Below are 15,833 nucleotides of genomic sequence, written 5' to 3' on the forward strand. Positions count from 1 at the left end.
CCGTTACCGGTACTCGGGCAGGAAATTCCCGTGGGCTTCGATCAACTCGTCGCACATCGCCACGATTTCGTCAATCGTGAGTTCGGCGGCGGTGTGCGGATCGAGAAGCGCGGCATGGTAAATGTGCTCGCGCTTGCGGGTCAGGGCAGCCTCAATCGCCAGTTCCTGCACATTGACGTTCGTGCGCGTCAGCGCGGCGCATTGCGGCGGCAGATCGCCCACATGCGTGGGCGTGACGCCGTTGCGGTCAACCACGCACATGACCTCGACGCACGCGTCGAACGGCAAATTCGTGATCAGATTCTTGTTCAGCACATTCCCGCCGAGCGTGAAGGGCACGCCGGTTTCCATCGCCTCGAAAATGTAGGAGGCATATTCCCCGCCCCGTTCATGATCGAGAGGCTGGTCCGACAACAGGTAGTCGCGCATGCCGTTCCAGCCCTTGATCTGGTCTATGCAACGCCGCGGGTACTCGTCGAGCGGGATGTGGAAACGATCGATGAGTTCGGGCGCACGCGACTTGATGAACCATGGCACGTATTCGGATGTGTGCTCGCTCGATTCGGTCACGTAGTAGCCGAACCGTTTCATGAGTTCGAAACGGACCGTGTCTTTGTGGACATACTCATCGAGTTGCGCCCGGCGCTTGATTTCAGGATACAGATCCTCGCCGTTGCGCGATATTTCGAGCAGCCATCCCTGATGGTTGATGCCGGCAATCTTCCATTTCAGGTTGTCGTTCGGCAGGCCGAGTTCCCAGCAAAGATGACTGGCGCAGCCTTGGACGCTGTGGCAAAGACCGACCGTCTTGACTCCGGTTGCCTTGAGAATCGCCCCCGTCAGCATGGCCATCGGATTCGTGTAATTGAGAAGCCACGCGTCCGGCGCGACTTCTTCGATAATCCGGCAGTAATCGAGCATGACGGGAATGGTGCGCAAGGCTCGGAAGATGCCGCCGATGCCCAACGTGTCGGCTATCGTTTGACGCAAGCCATATTTCTTCGGAATCTCGAAATCAATGACGGTGCCCGGCTCGTATCCTCCCACTTGGATGGCGTTCACGACGTAATCCGCGCCTTGAAGGGCCTTTCGTGCGTCCTTCGCGTCATACGCCTCGATGATGGCCCGCGCACCCAACGTCCGGTTGATGTTGTTCAACATGACTTCGGACACCTTCAAACGGTCCGGATCGATGTCAACCAGCGCGATATGGGCGTCTTTCAGGCATTCGACGTGCAGGCAATCGCCCAGCACCGCCTTCGCAAACACCGTGCTGCCCGCACCCAGGAAACAAATCTTGGCCATGACTCCATTTCTCCTTCCTGAACTTCGATTCCGCTTGCCTTCGGACAATCGAATGAAAGAATACCGAATCCGGCGGAGCAAATCACGCCATCCCCGTACTTGCAGTTGAAACCGCCATGTTTCATACTGCGCTCGAGGCGGTGGGCTGAACATGGAGAGAAAACGGTGAGCGTGGCGCTGATCACGGGCGCGGCGTGCGGTATCGGTCACGCGACGGCGCTTGCCTTCGCCCGTAAGGGCGCACAACTGGTGTTGTGCGATGTGAATTCGGAGGAATTGGAGCGCACGGCTGCCCAAGTCAGCGAAATCTCGACGTGTCTCCTGGCGCGGCGAGTGGATATCTCGAAGCACGAGGAGGTGGAAGCCTTTGCCGATGAAGTACATCGGCTCGTACCGTCTCTTGATGTCCTCGTGAATAATGCCGGGGTGTATATCGTGGGGGGCATTCTCGATCTATCGCTGGACGACTGGGAATGGGTCCTCGGAGTAAACCTGCGCGGCGTCATTCACTGCTGTCATTACTTCGTGCCCGCGATGGTCCAGCGCGGACAGGGCGGACATGTGATCAACGTCTCCTCGATGTACGGATTCTGGCCGGCGGGACGTGTCACCGGATACCTGACAAGCAAGTTCGGCGTCTTCGGTTTCTCGGAAGCGCTGCGCGAAGACTTGCGCGGAACCGGTATCGGCGTTTCAACCGTATGCCCCGGCGTCATCAACACGAATCTCGTGCAATCCACGCGGCTGCGGAATACCGGCAACGCCGACGCCCTTCGCGACCACCTGCAACGAATCTATGATCGCCGGAACTACGGGCCCGAAAAGGTGGCCGGCGCGATCGTGCGGGCGGTCGAACGCAACCGGCGTCTCGTGCTTGTTTCGCCTGAGGCGCGAATCATGTACCATATGAACCGGCTCTGTCCGCCCTTGAGCCGAATAATTGCCCGAGCCAGCACCCGCCGCATGTTCGGGTGAATCCGGCGGCGCGTATCGGCAGTCAGAAGACAAGCGTAATGATACACGTGCGAGGATTTCCCATGTTCAATACTTCAAATCAAGAGGAAACAGCCAAAGCCGCCGGACACAACAACGATGGATCGCCTCCCGAAACGCGATTGCGCCTCTGGCCCGCCATCGTGATTGCCATGGCGTATGCCGTGGCCGCATGTGGCTTCCGGTATCTGGGTTCGACGAATGTCCAGAGTTTCATCGAACTTGTGATTGTTCCGCTGGCGGCGGTATTGCTGCTGATCGTATGGTGGCTGGCGGCCAGCCGCGTGCCGCTTCGCGACAGACTGGCCGGTCTGGTTTTTGTTGCCGTTGCATTGCTCTTGGTCGTGTTCACCCAGAAACGCAACGGCGCGATGTTGCTGGCATACGCGATACCGGCGATGACGGTTGGAAGCGCGATTGTCCTTGCCGTCTCATTCCGGCTTTCGTGGAAGGCACAGCGCTGGATGACCGCCGGATTTATCGTGATCTGCACGGGCGTGTTCATGGCGATGCGGGTGGATACCATCGGCGGAAATCTCGCGCCGATCGTGTCGTGGCGATGGACCGAAACGGAAGAGGAGCGTTCGATAGCGATTCCTCACGCCAATGCACACGGAACCGCCGCCGTGCCTGCGGAAGCCGGACCGGGCGATTGGCCGGCTTTTCGCGGTCCGTATCGCGAAAGCCGTGTGACCGGCGTTACGTTTTCGACGAACTGGAGCACGCCGCCGCGCGAAGTCTGGCGGCGGGAAGTTGGTCCAGCGTGGTCGTCGTTCATCGCGGTGGGAGACTATCTTTTTACGCAGGAGCAGGCCGGTCAACAGGAGCTCGTGACCTGCTACCGTGCCGGCACAGGAGAACCGGTCTGGATCAATCGGATTGATGCGCGGTTCGAGGACACGATGGGATTGGGACCCCGCGCCACACCGGCCTTTGACCGGGGCCGTTTGTATGTCCAGGGCGGAACGGGCGTGTTGCAGTGTCTCGACGCCTCGACAGGCGCCGTCGTCTGGCGACGCGAACTCACCAAGGACGCTGAGACAGGCGTGCCCGGATACGGATTCGCGAGTTCGCCGCTGGTCGTTGGCGACCGCGTCTTCGTGTTTTCGAGTGGGGGAGAGGGCAAGAGCGTCGTGGCCTATGACCGGACGACGGGCGAGGTGAACTGGCGCGCCGGGCATGGCACGGACAGTTATGCGTCACCGCACATGGCTTTCGTTTGCGGGGTTTCGCAAATCATCATGGCCGGCGATTTCGGCATGCAAGCCTTCGTACCCGAGACCGGCGCGACATTGTGGGAATATGCGTGGAAGGTAAAGACGAATCCGCGCTGCGTCCAGCCGCTTCTTGTGGACAATGAACGCGTCATGCTCGGTGCGACCGGCACAACGGGATCGCGGCTGCTGCGAATACAACAGCAGGAAGGGAAATGGAATGTCCGTGAAGAATGGAGCAGCAAGCAATTTCGCCCTTACTTCAATGACGGGGTCATGCACAAGGGCGACTGCTACGGCTTCGACGGCGAACGGTTCGTGTGTGTGGACATGAAGACGGGTAAGCGCCGGTGGGAAGGAAAACGCTACAGTGGGCAAATGCTGCTCCTGGCCGACATGGACGTGGCGCTGATCCTGAGCGAAGCAGGAGATGTCGTACTGGTTCAGGCTATTCCCGACCGTTTCAACGAAGTCGCCCGGTTCAAGGCCCTCGCCGCCAAGACGTGGAACCATCCCGTCATCGCCCACGGCAGACTCTTCGTGCGAAATGCCGAAGAAGCCGCCTGCTTCGATTTGGGCCCGGCCATGTTATCGGGCGGATCCGTCTGATCCATCTGGATCCGTCCAATCCGTCCATAATTCACACGCGCACATCGGAGGTGGCGCCCAAGCGGTCGTGGTGGCGGTCGAGGATGGGCTGGACGTATTCCGCGACGAACTCTTCGACTTGCTGCGGCGCTCGGCCCACGAATTCGCGCATATCGAGCGTTGCGTCAATTTCCGCCCGCGTCATGCCGATGGCCGGATCGCCGGCAAGCCGGTCGAGCAGGTCGTTGTCGAGTCCCTCCTGCTTGACGCGCGCCGCGGCGGCCTGCGAATGCTTGCGGATGACCTCGTGTAGTTCCTGGCGGTCGCCGCCGCGTTTAACGCACGCCATGAGGATGTTCTCGGTGGCCATGAACGGCAATTCCGCCCACAGATGGCGTTCGATCACCTTCGGATAAACGGCCGGGTTTTCCATGACGTTCAGATACAGGTTTAGCACACCGTCCGCCGCGAGGAACGCTTCGGGAATGCTGATCCGGCGTATTGCCGAATCGTCGAGCGTGCGCTCAAACCATTGCACCGCGCTTGTGAATCCGCTGTGGAGCGGAGCGGTCATGAGGAAACGCGACAGCGCGCAGGCGCGCTCGCACCGCATCGGATTACGCTTGTAGGCCATGGCGGAACTACCGACCTGGTTCTTCTCGAAGGGTTCCTCGACTTCCTTCAGGTTCTGGAGGAGGCGCATGTCCGTGGCCCATTTATGGACCGACTCGCCGATGGCCGCGAGCACGCGCAGGACGTGGGTGTCCACCTTGCGGGTATAGGTCTGGCTCGTAATCGGATAGGACTCGGCGAATCCCAGCTTGCGCGCGACACGCCGGTCGAGTTCGCGCACCTTCTCGGAGTCATTCTCGAACAGCGCCATGAACGAGGCCTGTGTGCCCGTCGTGCCTTTTGCACCCCGGCACCGTAGACGCGCCTTCGCGGCCTCGATGTCCTCGATGTCCATTAGCAAATCCTGCGCCCAAAGGCAGGCGCGCTTGCCGACGGTGACGACCTGCGCGGGCTGGTAATGCGTGAAGCCAAGCGTCGGCAAATCTTTCCATTGCCGCGCAAAAACCGCAAGTGCTGCGAGCACATTTACGGCTTTCGACAGCAGCAAATCCAAGCCTTCGCGCATAAGGATCAAATCGGTGTTGTCGGTGACGTAGCAGCTGGTCGCGCCGAGATGGATAATCGCTTTTGCTTTCGGCGCGACGACGCCGAAAGCATGGATGTGCGCCATGACGTCGTGCCGCAGTTCGCGCTCGAAACGCTCCGCCGCCTCGAAATCAATGTCGTCGAGATGGGCGCGCATCTCCTCGAGTTGCTCCGCAGTAATGGGTAGGCCCAGTTCGTGCTCGGCTTCGGCCAACGCCAGCCAACAGCGCCGCCACGTCGAGAACTTGCGTTGCGCGCTCCATAGTTCGCACATCTCGCGCGTCGCCACGCGTTCAACCAGCGGACTCGTATATACGGATGTCATGACTCACCCTCATCTTCGGCGCCAGATACGACTACGATCTTCTCGTGCTCGTGCGCGTGAGCGTAATCAAAAGGCCCAACTGTTTACTCGATTACGAGCACGACAAGAACAATCCGCTCAAATTATGAAACGGACACATCTTTTGCGGCCAACTCGAAACCGCCGCCGGACACGATGGCCGCGACGGCCGTCACCGGTTTTTCGCGTTTCGCGAACACGCCCTTGCCCAGGATGAAATCGCACGCGGAATCCGCATCGGAGGCGTCATAATCACCGCCGAATTGATCCGAGACCGCGTTTTCCTCGTAAGTGGCCACATAGAAAAACCTGCCGGGCGAAAGGGGCATCCGACGAACTTCAAGTGCATCGTGCCGCACAGTGGCCAGCCAACCGCTTCCGTCACGTACATCAGCGACGGCGCTGATGCGAGGCGTATTGAAGTCGTCTTTCTCATAATCGAGAATAAGCGACGACAATGCAAGCGCATCGCGTGGCGGCATGCCCATTGCTATTTTTTCGGCAATCGCGTCTGTTTGGCTGCCGTTTGTCACGACCGCCGCCTTGCCGCCGCAAACGATTCGAGCGCAGTTGTACGCGATATAGGGGTTTTTCTGAACGTCCGCCTCAAAACCCGGTTTCGGGATGATGCTGACCTTGTCCGGCTTCACGGCCGCCGTCCGGTTCGGAAACGACCGGCTCGATACCCGGTATGACGCGCACAACCGCCCGTCCGCCGTCAATGCCACGCACACAATTCGTCCGATATACATATTTTCCTCGCTTTCCAAGGGCCACAATACCTGATTATACCGTCAATCGCCCCGCATATTCATGCCAAACGGCCTCTGTGTCGGCTACCGGCCCGTGATGGCGCTTTCCTCGAATACGGCGTGATTGATCCGCGTGCGTTCATGCGAGGTGTAGACCACATGGATTTTCCCGTCCCGCGTTTGGATGGCGTAGGGATAGGCGTAATCGAAGGGCCCCGTGGCGATATCGCGTTTGAACGGATACGTCTTGTCGCCGTCGGTTGAAACGGCGACCGTCAACGGCGTGCGGTCGGTCATGCTGTCGTTGTAGACGAGCATCAGATGTCCGTTTCGTAGTTTGATGAAATCAATGGCCGCGTTCGGATTGGGAAACGCGGTCTCGACGGCGTCGGTCCACGTTTTCCCGCCATCGTGCGATTCCGCGCGGGGCATCCAGGCATCCGAGGTCATGTCGTAACCGCCGCCGCGCCGCATATAAGCGATCAGATGATGGTCGCTCATCTGAACGACGGACGGTTGCAGCGCGCCGAACCGCGCATGAATCCGGCTGGACTCCGACCACGCATTCGTCTTGGGATTGTAACGCAGAAAAAGGGACGTCGTGTCCGCGCCGACGTTTTCGCGGTCGTGTCCGGTTTCATGATAAATGGGGATCAGATAATCGCCGTCATTGAGCAGGATCGGCCGCGAACGGACCATCATGCCGCGTTCCTCGCCCACGACAAACGCGTCCGACCATGTTTTCGCGCCGTCTTTCGAGATCTTGCAGTGAATGCGCGTGTCGGACCACGTCTCGCCGTAGCGCACATTGTAGAACAGCCAAACAATACCGTCGGGCGCCTGCCAGACCACCGGATTGCCATCCGAGTGAAGCGGCGTGTCGGCGATGATCTTCGGCTTCGACCACGTTTTCGTTCCTCTGCGCAACCGTCCGGCATAGACGGCCGTGTCGGGCTCATATTCACCCGCCCCGCCGTAATAAGCGATATAAAGGTCGCCGTTGGCGAGTTCCTCGATACAGGCCGGATGCTTGTACTTACCGGGGAGTTCCGTGCCATAGACCTTTTCGACGACGATATCCGCCGGACTGGCGCCGATGAGGGCCAGCGCGGCCATGGTCGTTGCAATCAGCATGCGATGCGGCTCCTTTCCCTCTTTGTCAGGAGAGTACCTCTCCGAACAGCCGGACGCAAGAAATGGATACAATGGACATTCCCGCAACGGACGAACACGTTGCTATCCCCACCGCACCGTCATCGCATCGTTGCACGCCAGCGCCTGAATGTGGTCTAATACATCCGGAAAACGCCGTATTCGGGGCGTAGCGCAGCCCGGTTTAGCGCGCTTGGTTTGGGACCAAGAGGTCGCGGGTTCGAATCCCGCCGCCCCGACCAGTTTTAAGTATTTGCCGAATAAGCGTTTCGCTTATACCCGCCACATGGCAGAGCGGCCGTAAATCGAACGTGTACTACACATTTTTGTCCAAAGGGCGGCTTGCAGAAAGCCATTTTGAGTAAATAGACAACGTTTTTCCGGGAAAGCGTTCTTGGAACACCTTTTCTTCGCGATGAAGAAGAAGTGTTCCCGATCAATCGTATTTTGGGCCGCTCTGACATGCGGATTTGAGTTCGGAATCGCCTGGCCCGAATATCCGTGCCCTGTTTTCCATCTGCGTATATCTGCGTCATCTGTGGATCATGTGATTTTCCGCAAATGACGCAGATAGTCGCAGATATCGAACCGCTGAACGGAATAAAAAGGTAAAACGTGGATCCTTGCGGTTTTGTGGTTTTTTGCAATTCTTTTGGACAGCAATGAGTTCGGCTTTTGACTAGATAATTCGATGCTGGGGAATTGTATCGGAGGCCGGCGCGGCCTTTCGACGCGATCCGCTGGGGCCCAACGGTTCCTGCAAGTGGCGGCCGCGTTACCGGTGGGGCCGGAGTGGGGGGCCGCCCGCACCATTCCTCTTGTTTTCCACCACGCTCCCACGCCGCGCCAACCCAAGAAGAACACACCGCCTGAACAGTGGCAAACGTATGAAACAGAACGAAAGAAAGCCTTCCGTCGTGACAGATGGTATGTGCTGGTTGTTCGAGACACCCACTTCCCAACGTTTCGTGACCTGATCGAAGGCTCAGAGACGAAAAACGTTCTGCTGCCGCCCCCTCGTCTGAATGTGTACGCCAATCTGGAGCGATACCTGAGGCCCGTGAAATCAGGATGAATATCTAGGCATTGGGCATCGTTTGATTTTCTTCACCCTACGGGGTAAAGAGGCCCGAAAAAAGAATGGTGCCGGAGAAGGGACTTGAACCCCCACGCCCTTGCGAGCACTAGGTCCTGAACCTAGCGTGTCTGCCAATTTCACCACTCCGGCACTGATGTAAATGTTACCATAAAGAAATGGTTTGTTCAACTCACCGGGATCCGGTTGCGTAATTGATTCTTGTCAACAGTGGCGGGATGCGGGCGGGTCGAAAAATTCGAGCTACCCGCGCGGACGCGTAACTGGCGCGGATTTGGAAGGCGCGCAGCGATTTTTCCTCCATTTTTCGACCACGCGGCGCTTGAAACGGGGATTAGTAACATAGTATAATAGTAATAATAGGTATGGAGGGAATCGCTCATATTCATCCACACCACGCAGCCGTTGTTTGCATGGGAATGCCTGGAGGATTCGCCATCCTTGCGGACCCTCCGCCAGGCGCTGGCTATAATTCCGGACGGAAAACTCCTAGAGTCATTACAATGCTCTCTCTTTCGCGGCAACAATTTTCGCATTTATGTGTCGAGACTGGTGCGGAAGTAGTCATTTCAGCGCCGGTTCGCGGTGGAGCAACGCGGGAAATGGGTTTGTTTTGTCGGTCATCGTTCGTCTTGCGCGACGGATAGTCCTGTAATGTATTTGTGGAGGATGCTCGATATAAAGGTCTGATACGGCAATCCTTCCTCTGCCGCTCTTTTCTGAAAACGTAGAAGATCAATCTCCGTCATGCGAATGTTCACGCGCTTGTTCTTGCGCTGGGCCGCACGGGCTGCGATTTGGTAGCGGCGTTTCTCGTCCGCAAGATGAGGCACGCTTTCCCATTCGCCGCGCTCGACCGATTCCAGGATAGCCCGTTCTTCCTCAGTCAGTTTCATGTTCTCTCGCTCCTAAGTATCGCTTGGTCATCTTTCGGCTCGGAATAACCGTCTTGAGAAAGATCGCCTCTTCCGATTCAACAAAGGGAACAAGGTAAACGTATCCCTCGATATTGATAACGAAGATGCGTTGATTCGGATATTTGCCGGACTTGCCGCTCTGAATCACATCGAGCAAGTCTCCGGCTTGAATGTGAAAGATGATCTCCTCAAAGGTAACGCGCCGAACTGACCGAAGCCAATTATTCTTTTCGAGGTTCCAATCAAACGGTTTCATGAGCAAATAGTAGCATGTTGTGTGCATTTTGGCAACAAGACTGGCGTGGAATCGTCGCCGTTTCCTAAAACATTGCTGTCCAAAAGAATGGTAAAAAAAACCACAAAACCGCAAGGAGCCACGTTTTACCTTTTTATTCCGTTCATCGGTTCGATATCTGCGACTATCTGCGTCATCTGCGGAAAATCACATGATCCACAGATGACGCAGATATACGCAGATGGAAAACAGGGCTCGGATATCCGGGCCAAGCGATTCCGAACTCAAATCCGCATGTCAGAGCGGCCCAAAATACGATTGACCGGGAACACTTCTTCTTCATCGCGAAGAAAAGGGGTCCCAAGAACGCTTTCCCGGAAAAACGCTGTCTATTTACTCAAAATGGCTTTCTGCAAGCCGCCATTTGGACAGAGATGTTCCTAAAAAGAGACTTTCCGAGTCCATAACTCAATCACCGACCCTCGTCCATTCCTTGAAACCCCCTGAAAAGGCCCATTTGCAGCCACTCCATTTCATTATTCGCAAGCTGGATCGCTTTTCGCTATAGTAAAGCGGAACGATACAATCGGGAGGGTTTTTCATAATGCATGCCGTATCGCGTCGCGCTTTCCTGGCAAGTGCGGCGGTGGCCATTGGTGCGCATCAAGTGGTTCGCGCCGAGGTGTTGGGGCGCAACGGCGGGGTGGCCCCAGGGGATCGCATCGCCGTCGGCGTTATTGGTTCGGGAGCGCGCGGCAGCGGCCACGCTCATGCGTTGATGGGGCGCAAGGACACCAAAGTCGTCGCGGTCTGCGACGCCTATCGCTCGAAGTGCGAAGCGCTCAAGATGCAGATAGACGATCATTATGCCGGCCGTGGCGATTCGTCCCGCGCCTGCGCGATTTACCAGGATTTTCGTGAAGTTCTGGCGCGTGACGACATTGACGCGGTCGTGATTGCGTCGCCGGAACATTGGCATGGCGTGCAGGGCGCGATGGCGGTTGCCGCCGGCAAAGATGTGTATGGCGAGAAGGCGTTGACGCTGACGGTGGCCGAAGGCCGGGCGCTTGTCGAAGCCGTGCGCCGGCATGGACGCGTCTTCCAGGTGGGCACGCAGCAACGATCGAGCCGCGATTTCCGTTTCGCATGCGAATTGGCGCGAAACGGTTATCTGGGCAAACTGCACACGGTAAAGGTCGGCGTGCCCGGAGGCCGTGTACTGCCCGAAGCGCCCCCGGCCCCGCCACCGCCCGATTTGGATTACGATGCATGGCTTGGTCCGGCCCCCTATACGCCGCATAATGATCTCAAGGGATCGTTCAATTGGTATTTCATTTCCGACTACTGCGCCGGCTGGATTCAATCGTGGGGCGTGCATCACATTGACATCGCCCAATGGGGCGCGCCGGGCCTGGTTTCGGGACAAATCACGATCAAGGGCAAGGCGGAATTTCCCAAAAACGGATTGGCGGATACGTCCGTTGCCTGGTGGGTCGAGATTCAGGCCAATGACGGCGTGCGGCTGATCTTTTCGGATGAAACCCAGCAGCCGCACGGGTGCCGGTTCGAGGGCGAGACCGGCTGGATTCTCGTCAACCGCAGCGGGATCTGGGCCGAACCGGCTTCGGTTTTGAGGACGGCTCTAGCATCCTCGGACGAACATCTGTATGTCTCGAACGACCATCACGAAAATTTTCTCGAATGTGTGCGGACGCGGCGGGAACCGGCCGCGCCGGTCGAGGCTGGGCATTCGGCCACAACGTTGACGCTTGTCGCGGATATCGCGACGCGCCTCGGCGGTGAATTGACATGGGATTGGAGCACCGAGCGTTTCATTGGCAGCGACGAAGCCAATCGTATGTTGTACCGGCCCATGCGAAGCCCGTGGCGAATGTAGGGGGAAGAGTCCAATAGATAGGAAGCCGGTTGAAAACGTGCGGCGGGGGAGAATGTCTTGATTTTCCCCGTGCCGGACAGTAGCGTAGAATTCCGGGCGGGTAATCATGCCGGTCGCATCGAGAGGATGTCTGAGTGCAGCGGCGACGCACAAGAGCAAGTCGAATAATCGGCGGGATTGTTCTTGCCGCGGCATTCTGTTTTTTCTTTTGGGTGAGCGCAGCGGGGGTGCTGGGGATTCTTCTGGCGGCTTCGCCGGCACAACAGGATCCGGCCGCGGTCTATTGTCGCGACAGCGGGTGGATCTACGCGTGGGATTCTGAAGGCAACGGGCCGGTGCATGTGCGATCGTCCGAGAAAAACCTTGTGTACGAACTCCGGCCAAACGCCGTCCTAGGCAATTGTTTCGCGACGAATTCCTTCGGTTTTCGCGATGTCGAATTCAACCCGGAAAAGGCACCTGAGACATTTCGAATTCTCGTAATCGGAGATGCGCTGACTTTTGGGCGCTGGATTGCACCGGACGAGACCTATCCGAAAATGCTGGAAACGATGCTCAATCGGCGATCCGGCCCGACGCATTACGAGGTTTGGAACATGGCCGTCGAAGGCTATGACACCGCCCAGGAATTGGCGTTGCTGCGATCGAAATTGCCGCGCGTTCAGCCGGACATGGTCATCGTCGGATGCAATGCCGACGACAGCCGCACAGGAGCAGACGACGGCCAATCGCGTCATTTCCGTCAGGCGGACTCTTCGTGGTTCGCGGACATATTGGCCATTCAGCGGGATCTCCATCGCCATCTTTGGGGCATTGTGTCCGGCCGTCCGCTCGTTGTGCGGCATCTGGAGGAAATGAACCGTGTTCTAAGCGGGATTCCGCTGCTGGCGGTTTTTTTCCCGCCGGTGCCGGGCGCGAACCGGCTCGACTTTGCCGCTTTCAAGCGTGCCGCCCAAACGCTCGAGATTACCCAAAACTTTCAGTCGCTGAATTTGGAAAGCGCTTTTCAAGACTGGGACCCGGCCGCGTTTTTTCACGAGGACGGTATGCACCCAAAAGCGTTGTGGCATGCCGTATCCGCGTTGACCATCGCCACGGCATTGCCAGGCGCCGAAACGGGCACAGAAGACGCCAATGCCGCCCTGTCTTTCTGCGAAGCTGTCGCGGCGCTGAAACATGGCGACCTCGACAGCGCCGTATACGCGCTTGAGCGCCTCTGCACGCTTGATCCCGAAAAGCGGGTCTCCGCGGGTGAAATGCTGGCGCTTCGGATTTTTTCCGATGCCCAAGCGGATCGGGCCTTGCAGGCGCGCCTTGCCGCATGCGCATTTGCTCCCGGAATTTACTCGGAGGCCGTGACGCTGCGACGTCTGATTCAAAATGCCGCGGCCCAACCGGTTCCGCTTGATTCCTTTGTCCGTTCGATACGTTCTTATGCGGCCCTTGCCCAAGGTGGCGACAGACCATTGAAAGTCCTTGCCGCTCTTGCGCGTGAATTTGAACAAGCCGGGAACACGACCGCGGCGCAATGGGCCCATGTTTGCGCACTTGCGTTCGGACGAGGCGGCTGGCCGGTTTTCGACGCTGCCGAAGCTTTGGACCGACTACTCCGCGCGCAAGGCAATCCCGAGGAACGCGCAACCGTGTGGAAAACCGTCGTCGAACGTTTTCCGGATCTTTCCCCGGTCCACGCATATAGGATAGAAGCCCTGCGCGCCATCGGATGGGCGCCGGATGACGATGCCCTTTCCCGCTGGGCAGGCATGCGGGATGAAGTCGTGCGCAATTGGATTGATCGCGGCAACGCTTCGCGGGGAACCGGTCTTTCCGCCGATGCCCTGAAGTGCTATTACGAAGCCTTGGCGGCCGATCCGGAAAACGAGGCGGCGGCCGGACTTCTCGACCGTTTGCTGGAGGAAGAATACCCCGCCAATCGCATCGCCGCATGGCAAAATGCCGCGCAACGAAGTCCAAACGCCGCGGAGCCTATGGCGCGTCTGGCGGCGGCATTTCGCGATGCCGAAGATTGGGAGGCCGCGCTGGGCGCCTTTTCCGAATGCATTCGCCGCAATCCCTCGCGCGCGATCCGGACGAAAGACGGCCTCATGGAACTGGGGGAGGCCGCGCTGCAAAGGGACCGGATCGAAATCGCCGCGAAAGCCTTTGAACGGGCGGCGGAAACAGGCCCGGACGATGCGGGCATCCTGCTGCGTTTCGCGACGGCGCTCGAGAAACAGGACAAAACGGATCACGCAATCCGGCTGTTGCATCAGGCGCTTGCCTTGCGCCCGGACGATACCGAAATTCTGCGACGATTGGGTAACCTTCAGATTGCGGTCGGCGACCGCGACGCCGGATTGCGATCATTGTTCCAAGCCGGAAGCCCCGAGGCCTTGTTGGATGCCGGACGCGCCATGGAAGAGCAAGAAGACTGGCCCGGCGCGGAATCCGCATACCGTAAAACGATCGAAGCCGATCCGAAAAATGCAACGGTCTGGCACCGTCTGGGGGTTGTTCTGATCAAGCAGGACCGGCTGGATGAAGCCCTTGAAGCCCTCAACCAAGCCCTTGCATTGAATCCATCCGACAAACCGTCGCGCCTCACGCTGGCGGATGTGCTGTCCCGCAAAGGGAATCTCCCCGCCGCCCGAAGCCTCCTCGAATCGCTAGCCGTTGAAGATGACAGCCAGCCGGACGTTTGGCTTGTACTGGCCGAAGTACGACGCAGAGGCCAAGACCTGCGGGGCGCGGTCGAGGCCTATCAGCGCACTTTGAAGCATGATCCCAATCATGCCGGCGCGCTGGCCGGACTTTCGCTTGCGTACGAGGGACTCGGCGATATGGAAAATCTGGCATCGATCTGTCAACGCCTGATCGAACTCAAACCGGACGATTTCATGGCGCATGAGCGGCTTGGGACGACACTCGGCCAACTGGGAAAGATAACGGAAGCCCAAAACGCCTACCGGAAGGCCCGCGAAATCGCGCCCGAACGGCCCGGCGCATGGCTCGGCGAAGCGCGGCTGCTTGCGGAACACAAGCGCGACAACGAAGCGGCCGCCCTCTGCCGCGAATTCCTTGAAAAACATCCGGACAACGCCGACGCATGGCTGCTTCTTGCGGATATCCATGTGTCGGGTGAAGCCCTCGATGAAGCCCTTGCGGCCGTGGCAAAAGCCGAAGCCCTTCAAGCCGACAATCCGGCCGTCCATGCAAAAAAAGGCCTAATTCTGGTCAGAAGACAGGACTGGACCCAAGCCGCCGCGGCCTTTCAACAAGCGGCCGCCTTGCAACCCGGCAATGTCGAAACCTTGGCGTATCTCGGCGAATCCCTGAGACGCGGCGACCGGCTCGAAGAAGCCGCGGCCGTTTTCGACAAGGCGCTGGACATCGCGCCGGGCCATGCCCAGTGCCTCAACGGGGCCATTCTTACCGCCAAAAGCCTAGACCATTGGGATCGCGCCGAAGCCCTATGCCGGACCACCCTTGATTATTATCCCGAAAACATTTTTGCGCGGTCCATGCTCGTGGAAACCCTGCGGCAACAGGGAAAATGGCGGGACGCTATCGTGCTGCTGCAACAAACCCTCGAAAAAAACGCCGACTCGCGCATCCTGTTTGAAACGGCCGCGCAACTCGTCGCCGAACATCCCCAACTTCCCGAATCCAAGGCGATAAGCCTTATACTGACCGAGAGGAAGCCCTACGATGCCGTCGCTTGGTCCCTGCTCGGAATCGTACGGCGCGCCGAAGGCAATTCCGGCGAGGCGTTCGACTTGTTCCACAAAGCGCTGGGGTTCGATCCGCGCTGCATCGAGGCTCTCGCGGGAATCGCCGAAATCCTCGATGAACGCGGCGACAAGCCCGGCGCCCTGGCCGCCTATGAAAAAGCCGCCGCCATCAATCCCAAACACGAAACGGCCACGCGGCGCATCGCCGAATTGCGCGCCGAAGGCGTCGTTCCGGCAGACTAGACAAAGCCCGTTTGCGCCCTAACGCGCAACCGGGAAAGCGCTGGCAAGGGGAAGCCCTTGGTGCAATGAGTCATCGTATCGGCCTATTATCTTTACCGGCAAGATGACCGGATGGCAACGAATAAACCTGAACCAGGCATTCTGGATTCAGGATTCTGTATTCTGAGTCCTGTAAACCTGCTGCTTTTTTCTCGGACATGGAGAGCCCG

General features: G+C 58.3%; 10 protein-coding genes and 2 tRNA genes. 5 read left to right on the top strand and 7 right to left on the bottom strand.

Annotated elements, in window-relative coordinates; genetic code table 11:
• Positions 1–3 precede the first annotated feature (3 nt).
• The gene (locus P5540_01250; protein ID HRT63426.1) at positions 4–1,305 is read right to left on the bottom strand and encodes an alpha-glucosidase/alpha-galactosidase; all 1,302 of its coding nucleotides are present in this window, start codon (positions 1,303–1,305) and stop codon (positions 4–6) included.
• Positions 1,306–1,470: 165 nt separating this feature from the next.
• Between P5540_01250 and P5540_01255 the strand changes: the two genes are divergently transcribed.
• Both P5540_01255 and P5540_01260 read left to right on the top strand, forming a co-directional pair.
• Positions 1,471–2,280, top strand: coding sequence for an SDR family NAD(P)-dependent oxidoreductase (locus tag P5540_01255; protein ID HRT63427.1), 810 nt, complete (start codon positions 1,471–1,473; stop codon positions 2,278–2,280).
• A gap of 62 nt (positions 2,281–2,342) precedes the next feature.
• Positions 2,343–4,121: a PQQ-like beta-propeller repeat protein gene (locus P5540_01260; protein HRT63428.1), complete on the top strand. Its 1,779-nt coding sequence runs from the start codon at positions 2,343–2,345 to the stop codon at positions 4,119–4,121.
• 31 nt (positions 4,122–4,152) lie between these two features.
• On the opposite strand, the gene purB is transcribed toward P5540_01260, so the two are convergent.
• The 3 genes from purB to P5540_01275 form a co-directional block, all read right to left on the bottom strand.
• Positions 4,153–5,583, bottom strand: coding sequence for an adenylosuccinate lyase (purB, locus tag P5540_01265; GenBank protein ID HRT63429.1), 1,431 nt, complete (start codon positions 5,581–5,583; stop codon positions 4,153–4,155).
• Between the two features lie 122 nt (positions 5,584–5,705).
• Positions 5,706–6,353, bottom strand: a complete 648-nt coding sequence (locus P5540_01270; GenBank protein HRT63430.1) for an IMP cyclohydrolase — start codon at positions 6,351–6,353, stop codon at positions 5,706–5,708.
• Between the two features lie 84 nt (positions 6,354–6,437).
• Positions 6,438–7,487: an exo-alpha-sialidase gene (locus tag P5540_01275; protein ID HRT63431.1), complete on the bottom strand. Its 1,050-nt coding sequence runs from the start codon at positions 7,485–7,487 to the stop codon at positions 6,438–6,440.
• A gap of 181 nt (positions 7,488–7,668) precedes the next feature.
• Between P5540_01275 and P5540_01280 the strand changes: the two genes are divergently transcribed.
• Positions 7,669–7,747: transfer RNA gene (locus tag P5540_01280), tRNA-Pro, on the top strand.
• An 899-nt stretch (positions 7,748–8,646) separates the two neighbouring features.
• Here P5540_01280 and P5540_01285 read toward each other — a convergent pair.
• From P5540_01285 to P5540_01295, 3 genes are all read right to left on the bottom strand, one after another.
• Positions 8,647–8,733: transfer RNA gene (locus tag P5540_01285), tRNA-Leu, on the bottom strand.
• A 488-nt stretch (positions 8,734–9,221) separates the two neighbouring features.
• Positions 9,222–9,497 (bottom strand): antitoxin, encoded by a 276-nt coding sequence (locus tag P5540_01290; GenBank protein HRT63432.1) that lies wholly within the window; start codon positions 9,495–9,497, stop codon positions 9,222–9,224.
• Positions 9,484–9,774, bottom strand: a complete 291-nt coding sequence (locus tag P5540_01295; GenBank protein HRT63433.1) for a toxin — start codon at positions 9,772–9,774, stop codon at positions 9,484–9,486. The genes P5540_01290 and P5540_01295 overlap by 14 nt, the downstream gene beginning before the upstream one ends.
• Before the next feature lie 583 nt (positions 9,775–10,357).
• Here P5540_01295 and P5540_01300 point away from each other — a divergent pair.
• Positions 10,358–11,650, top strand: coding sequence for a Gfo/Idh/MocA family oxidoreductase (locus P5540_01300; GenBank protein ID HRT63434.1), 1,293 nt, complete (start codon positions 10,358–10,360; stop codon positions 11,648–11,650).
• A 227-nt stretch (positions 11,651–11,877) separates the two neighbouring features.
• Positions 11,878–15,624 (top strand): tetratricopeptide repeat protein, encoded by a 3,747-nt coding sequence (locus P5540_01305; protein HRT63435.1) that lies wholly within the window; start codon positions 11,878–11,880, stop codon positions 15,622–15,624.
• Positions 15,625–15,833: the final 209 nt, after the last annotated feature.

It is taken from the genome of Candidatus Hydrogenedentota bacterium (assembly GCA_035450225.1).
GTDB lineage: Bacteria > Hydrogenedentota > Hydrogenedentia > Hydrogenedentales > SLHB01 > DSVR01.

Coding starts and splice junctions, on each gene's coding strand:
- P5540_01250 (HRT63426.1), bottom strand. CDS start 1,305: ATGGCCAAGATTTGTTTCCTGGGTGCGGGCAGCACGGTGTTTGCGAAG.
- P5540_01260 (HRT63428.1), top strand. CDS start 2,343: ATGTTCAATACTTCAAATCAAGAGGAAACAGCCAAAGCCGCCGGACAC.
- purB (HRT63429.1), bottom strand. CDS start 5,583: ATGACATCCGTATATACGAGTCCGCTGGTTGAACGCGTGGCGACGCGC.
- P5540_01270 (HRT63430.1), bottom strand. CDS start 6,353: ATGTATATCGGACGAATTGTGTGCGTGGCATTGACGGCGGACGGGCGG.
- P5540_01275 (HRT63431.1), bottom strand. CDS start 7,487: ATGCTGATTGCAACGACCATGGCCGCGCTGGCCCTCATCGGCGCCAGT.
- P5540_01290 (HRT63432.1), bottom strand. CDS start 9,497: ATGAAACTGACTGAGGAAGAACGGGCTATCCTGGAATCGGTCGAGCGC.
- P5540_01295 (HRT63433.1), bottom strand. CDS start 9,774: ATGAAACCGTTTGATTGGAACCTCGAAAAGAATAATTGGCTTCGGTCA.
- P5540_01300 (HRT63434.1), top strand. CDS start 10,358: ATGCATGCCGTATCGCGTCGCGCTTTCCTGGCAAGTGCGGCGGTGGCC.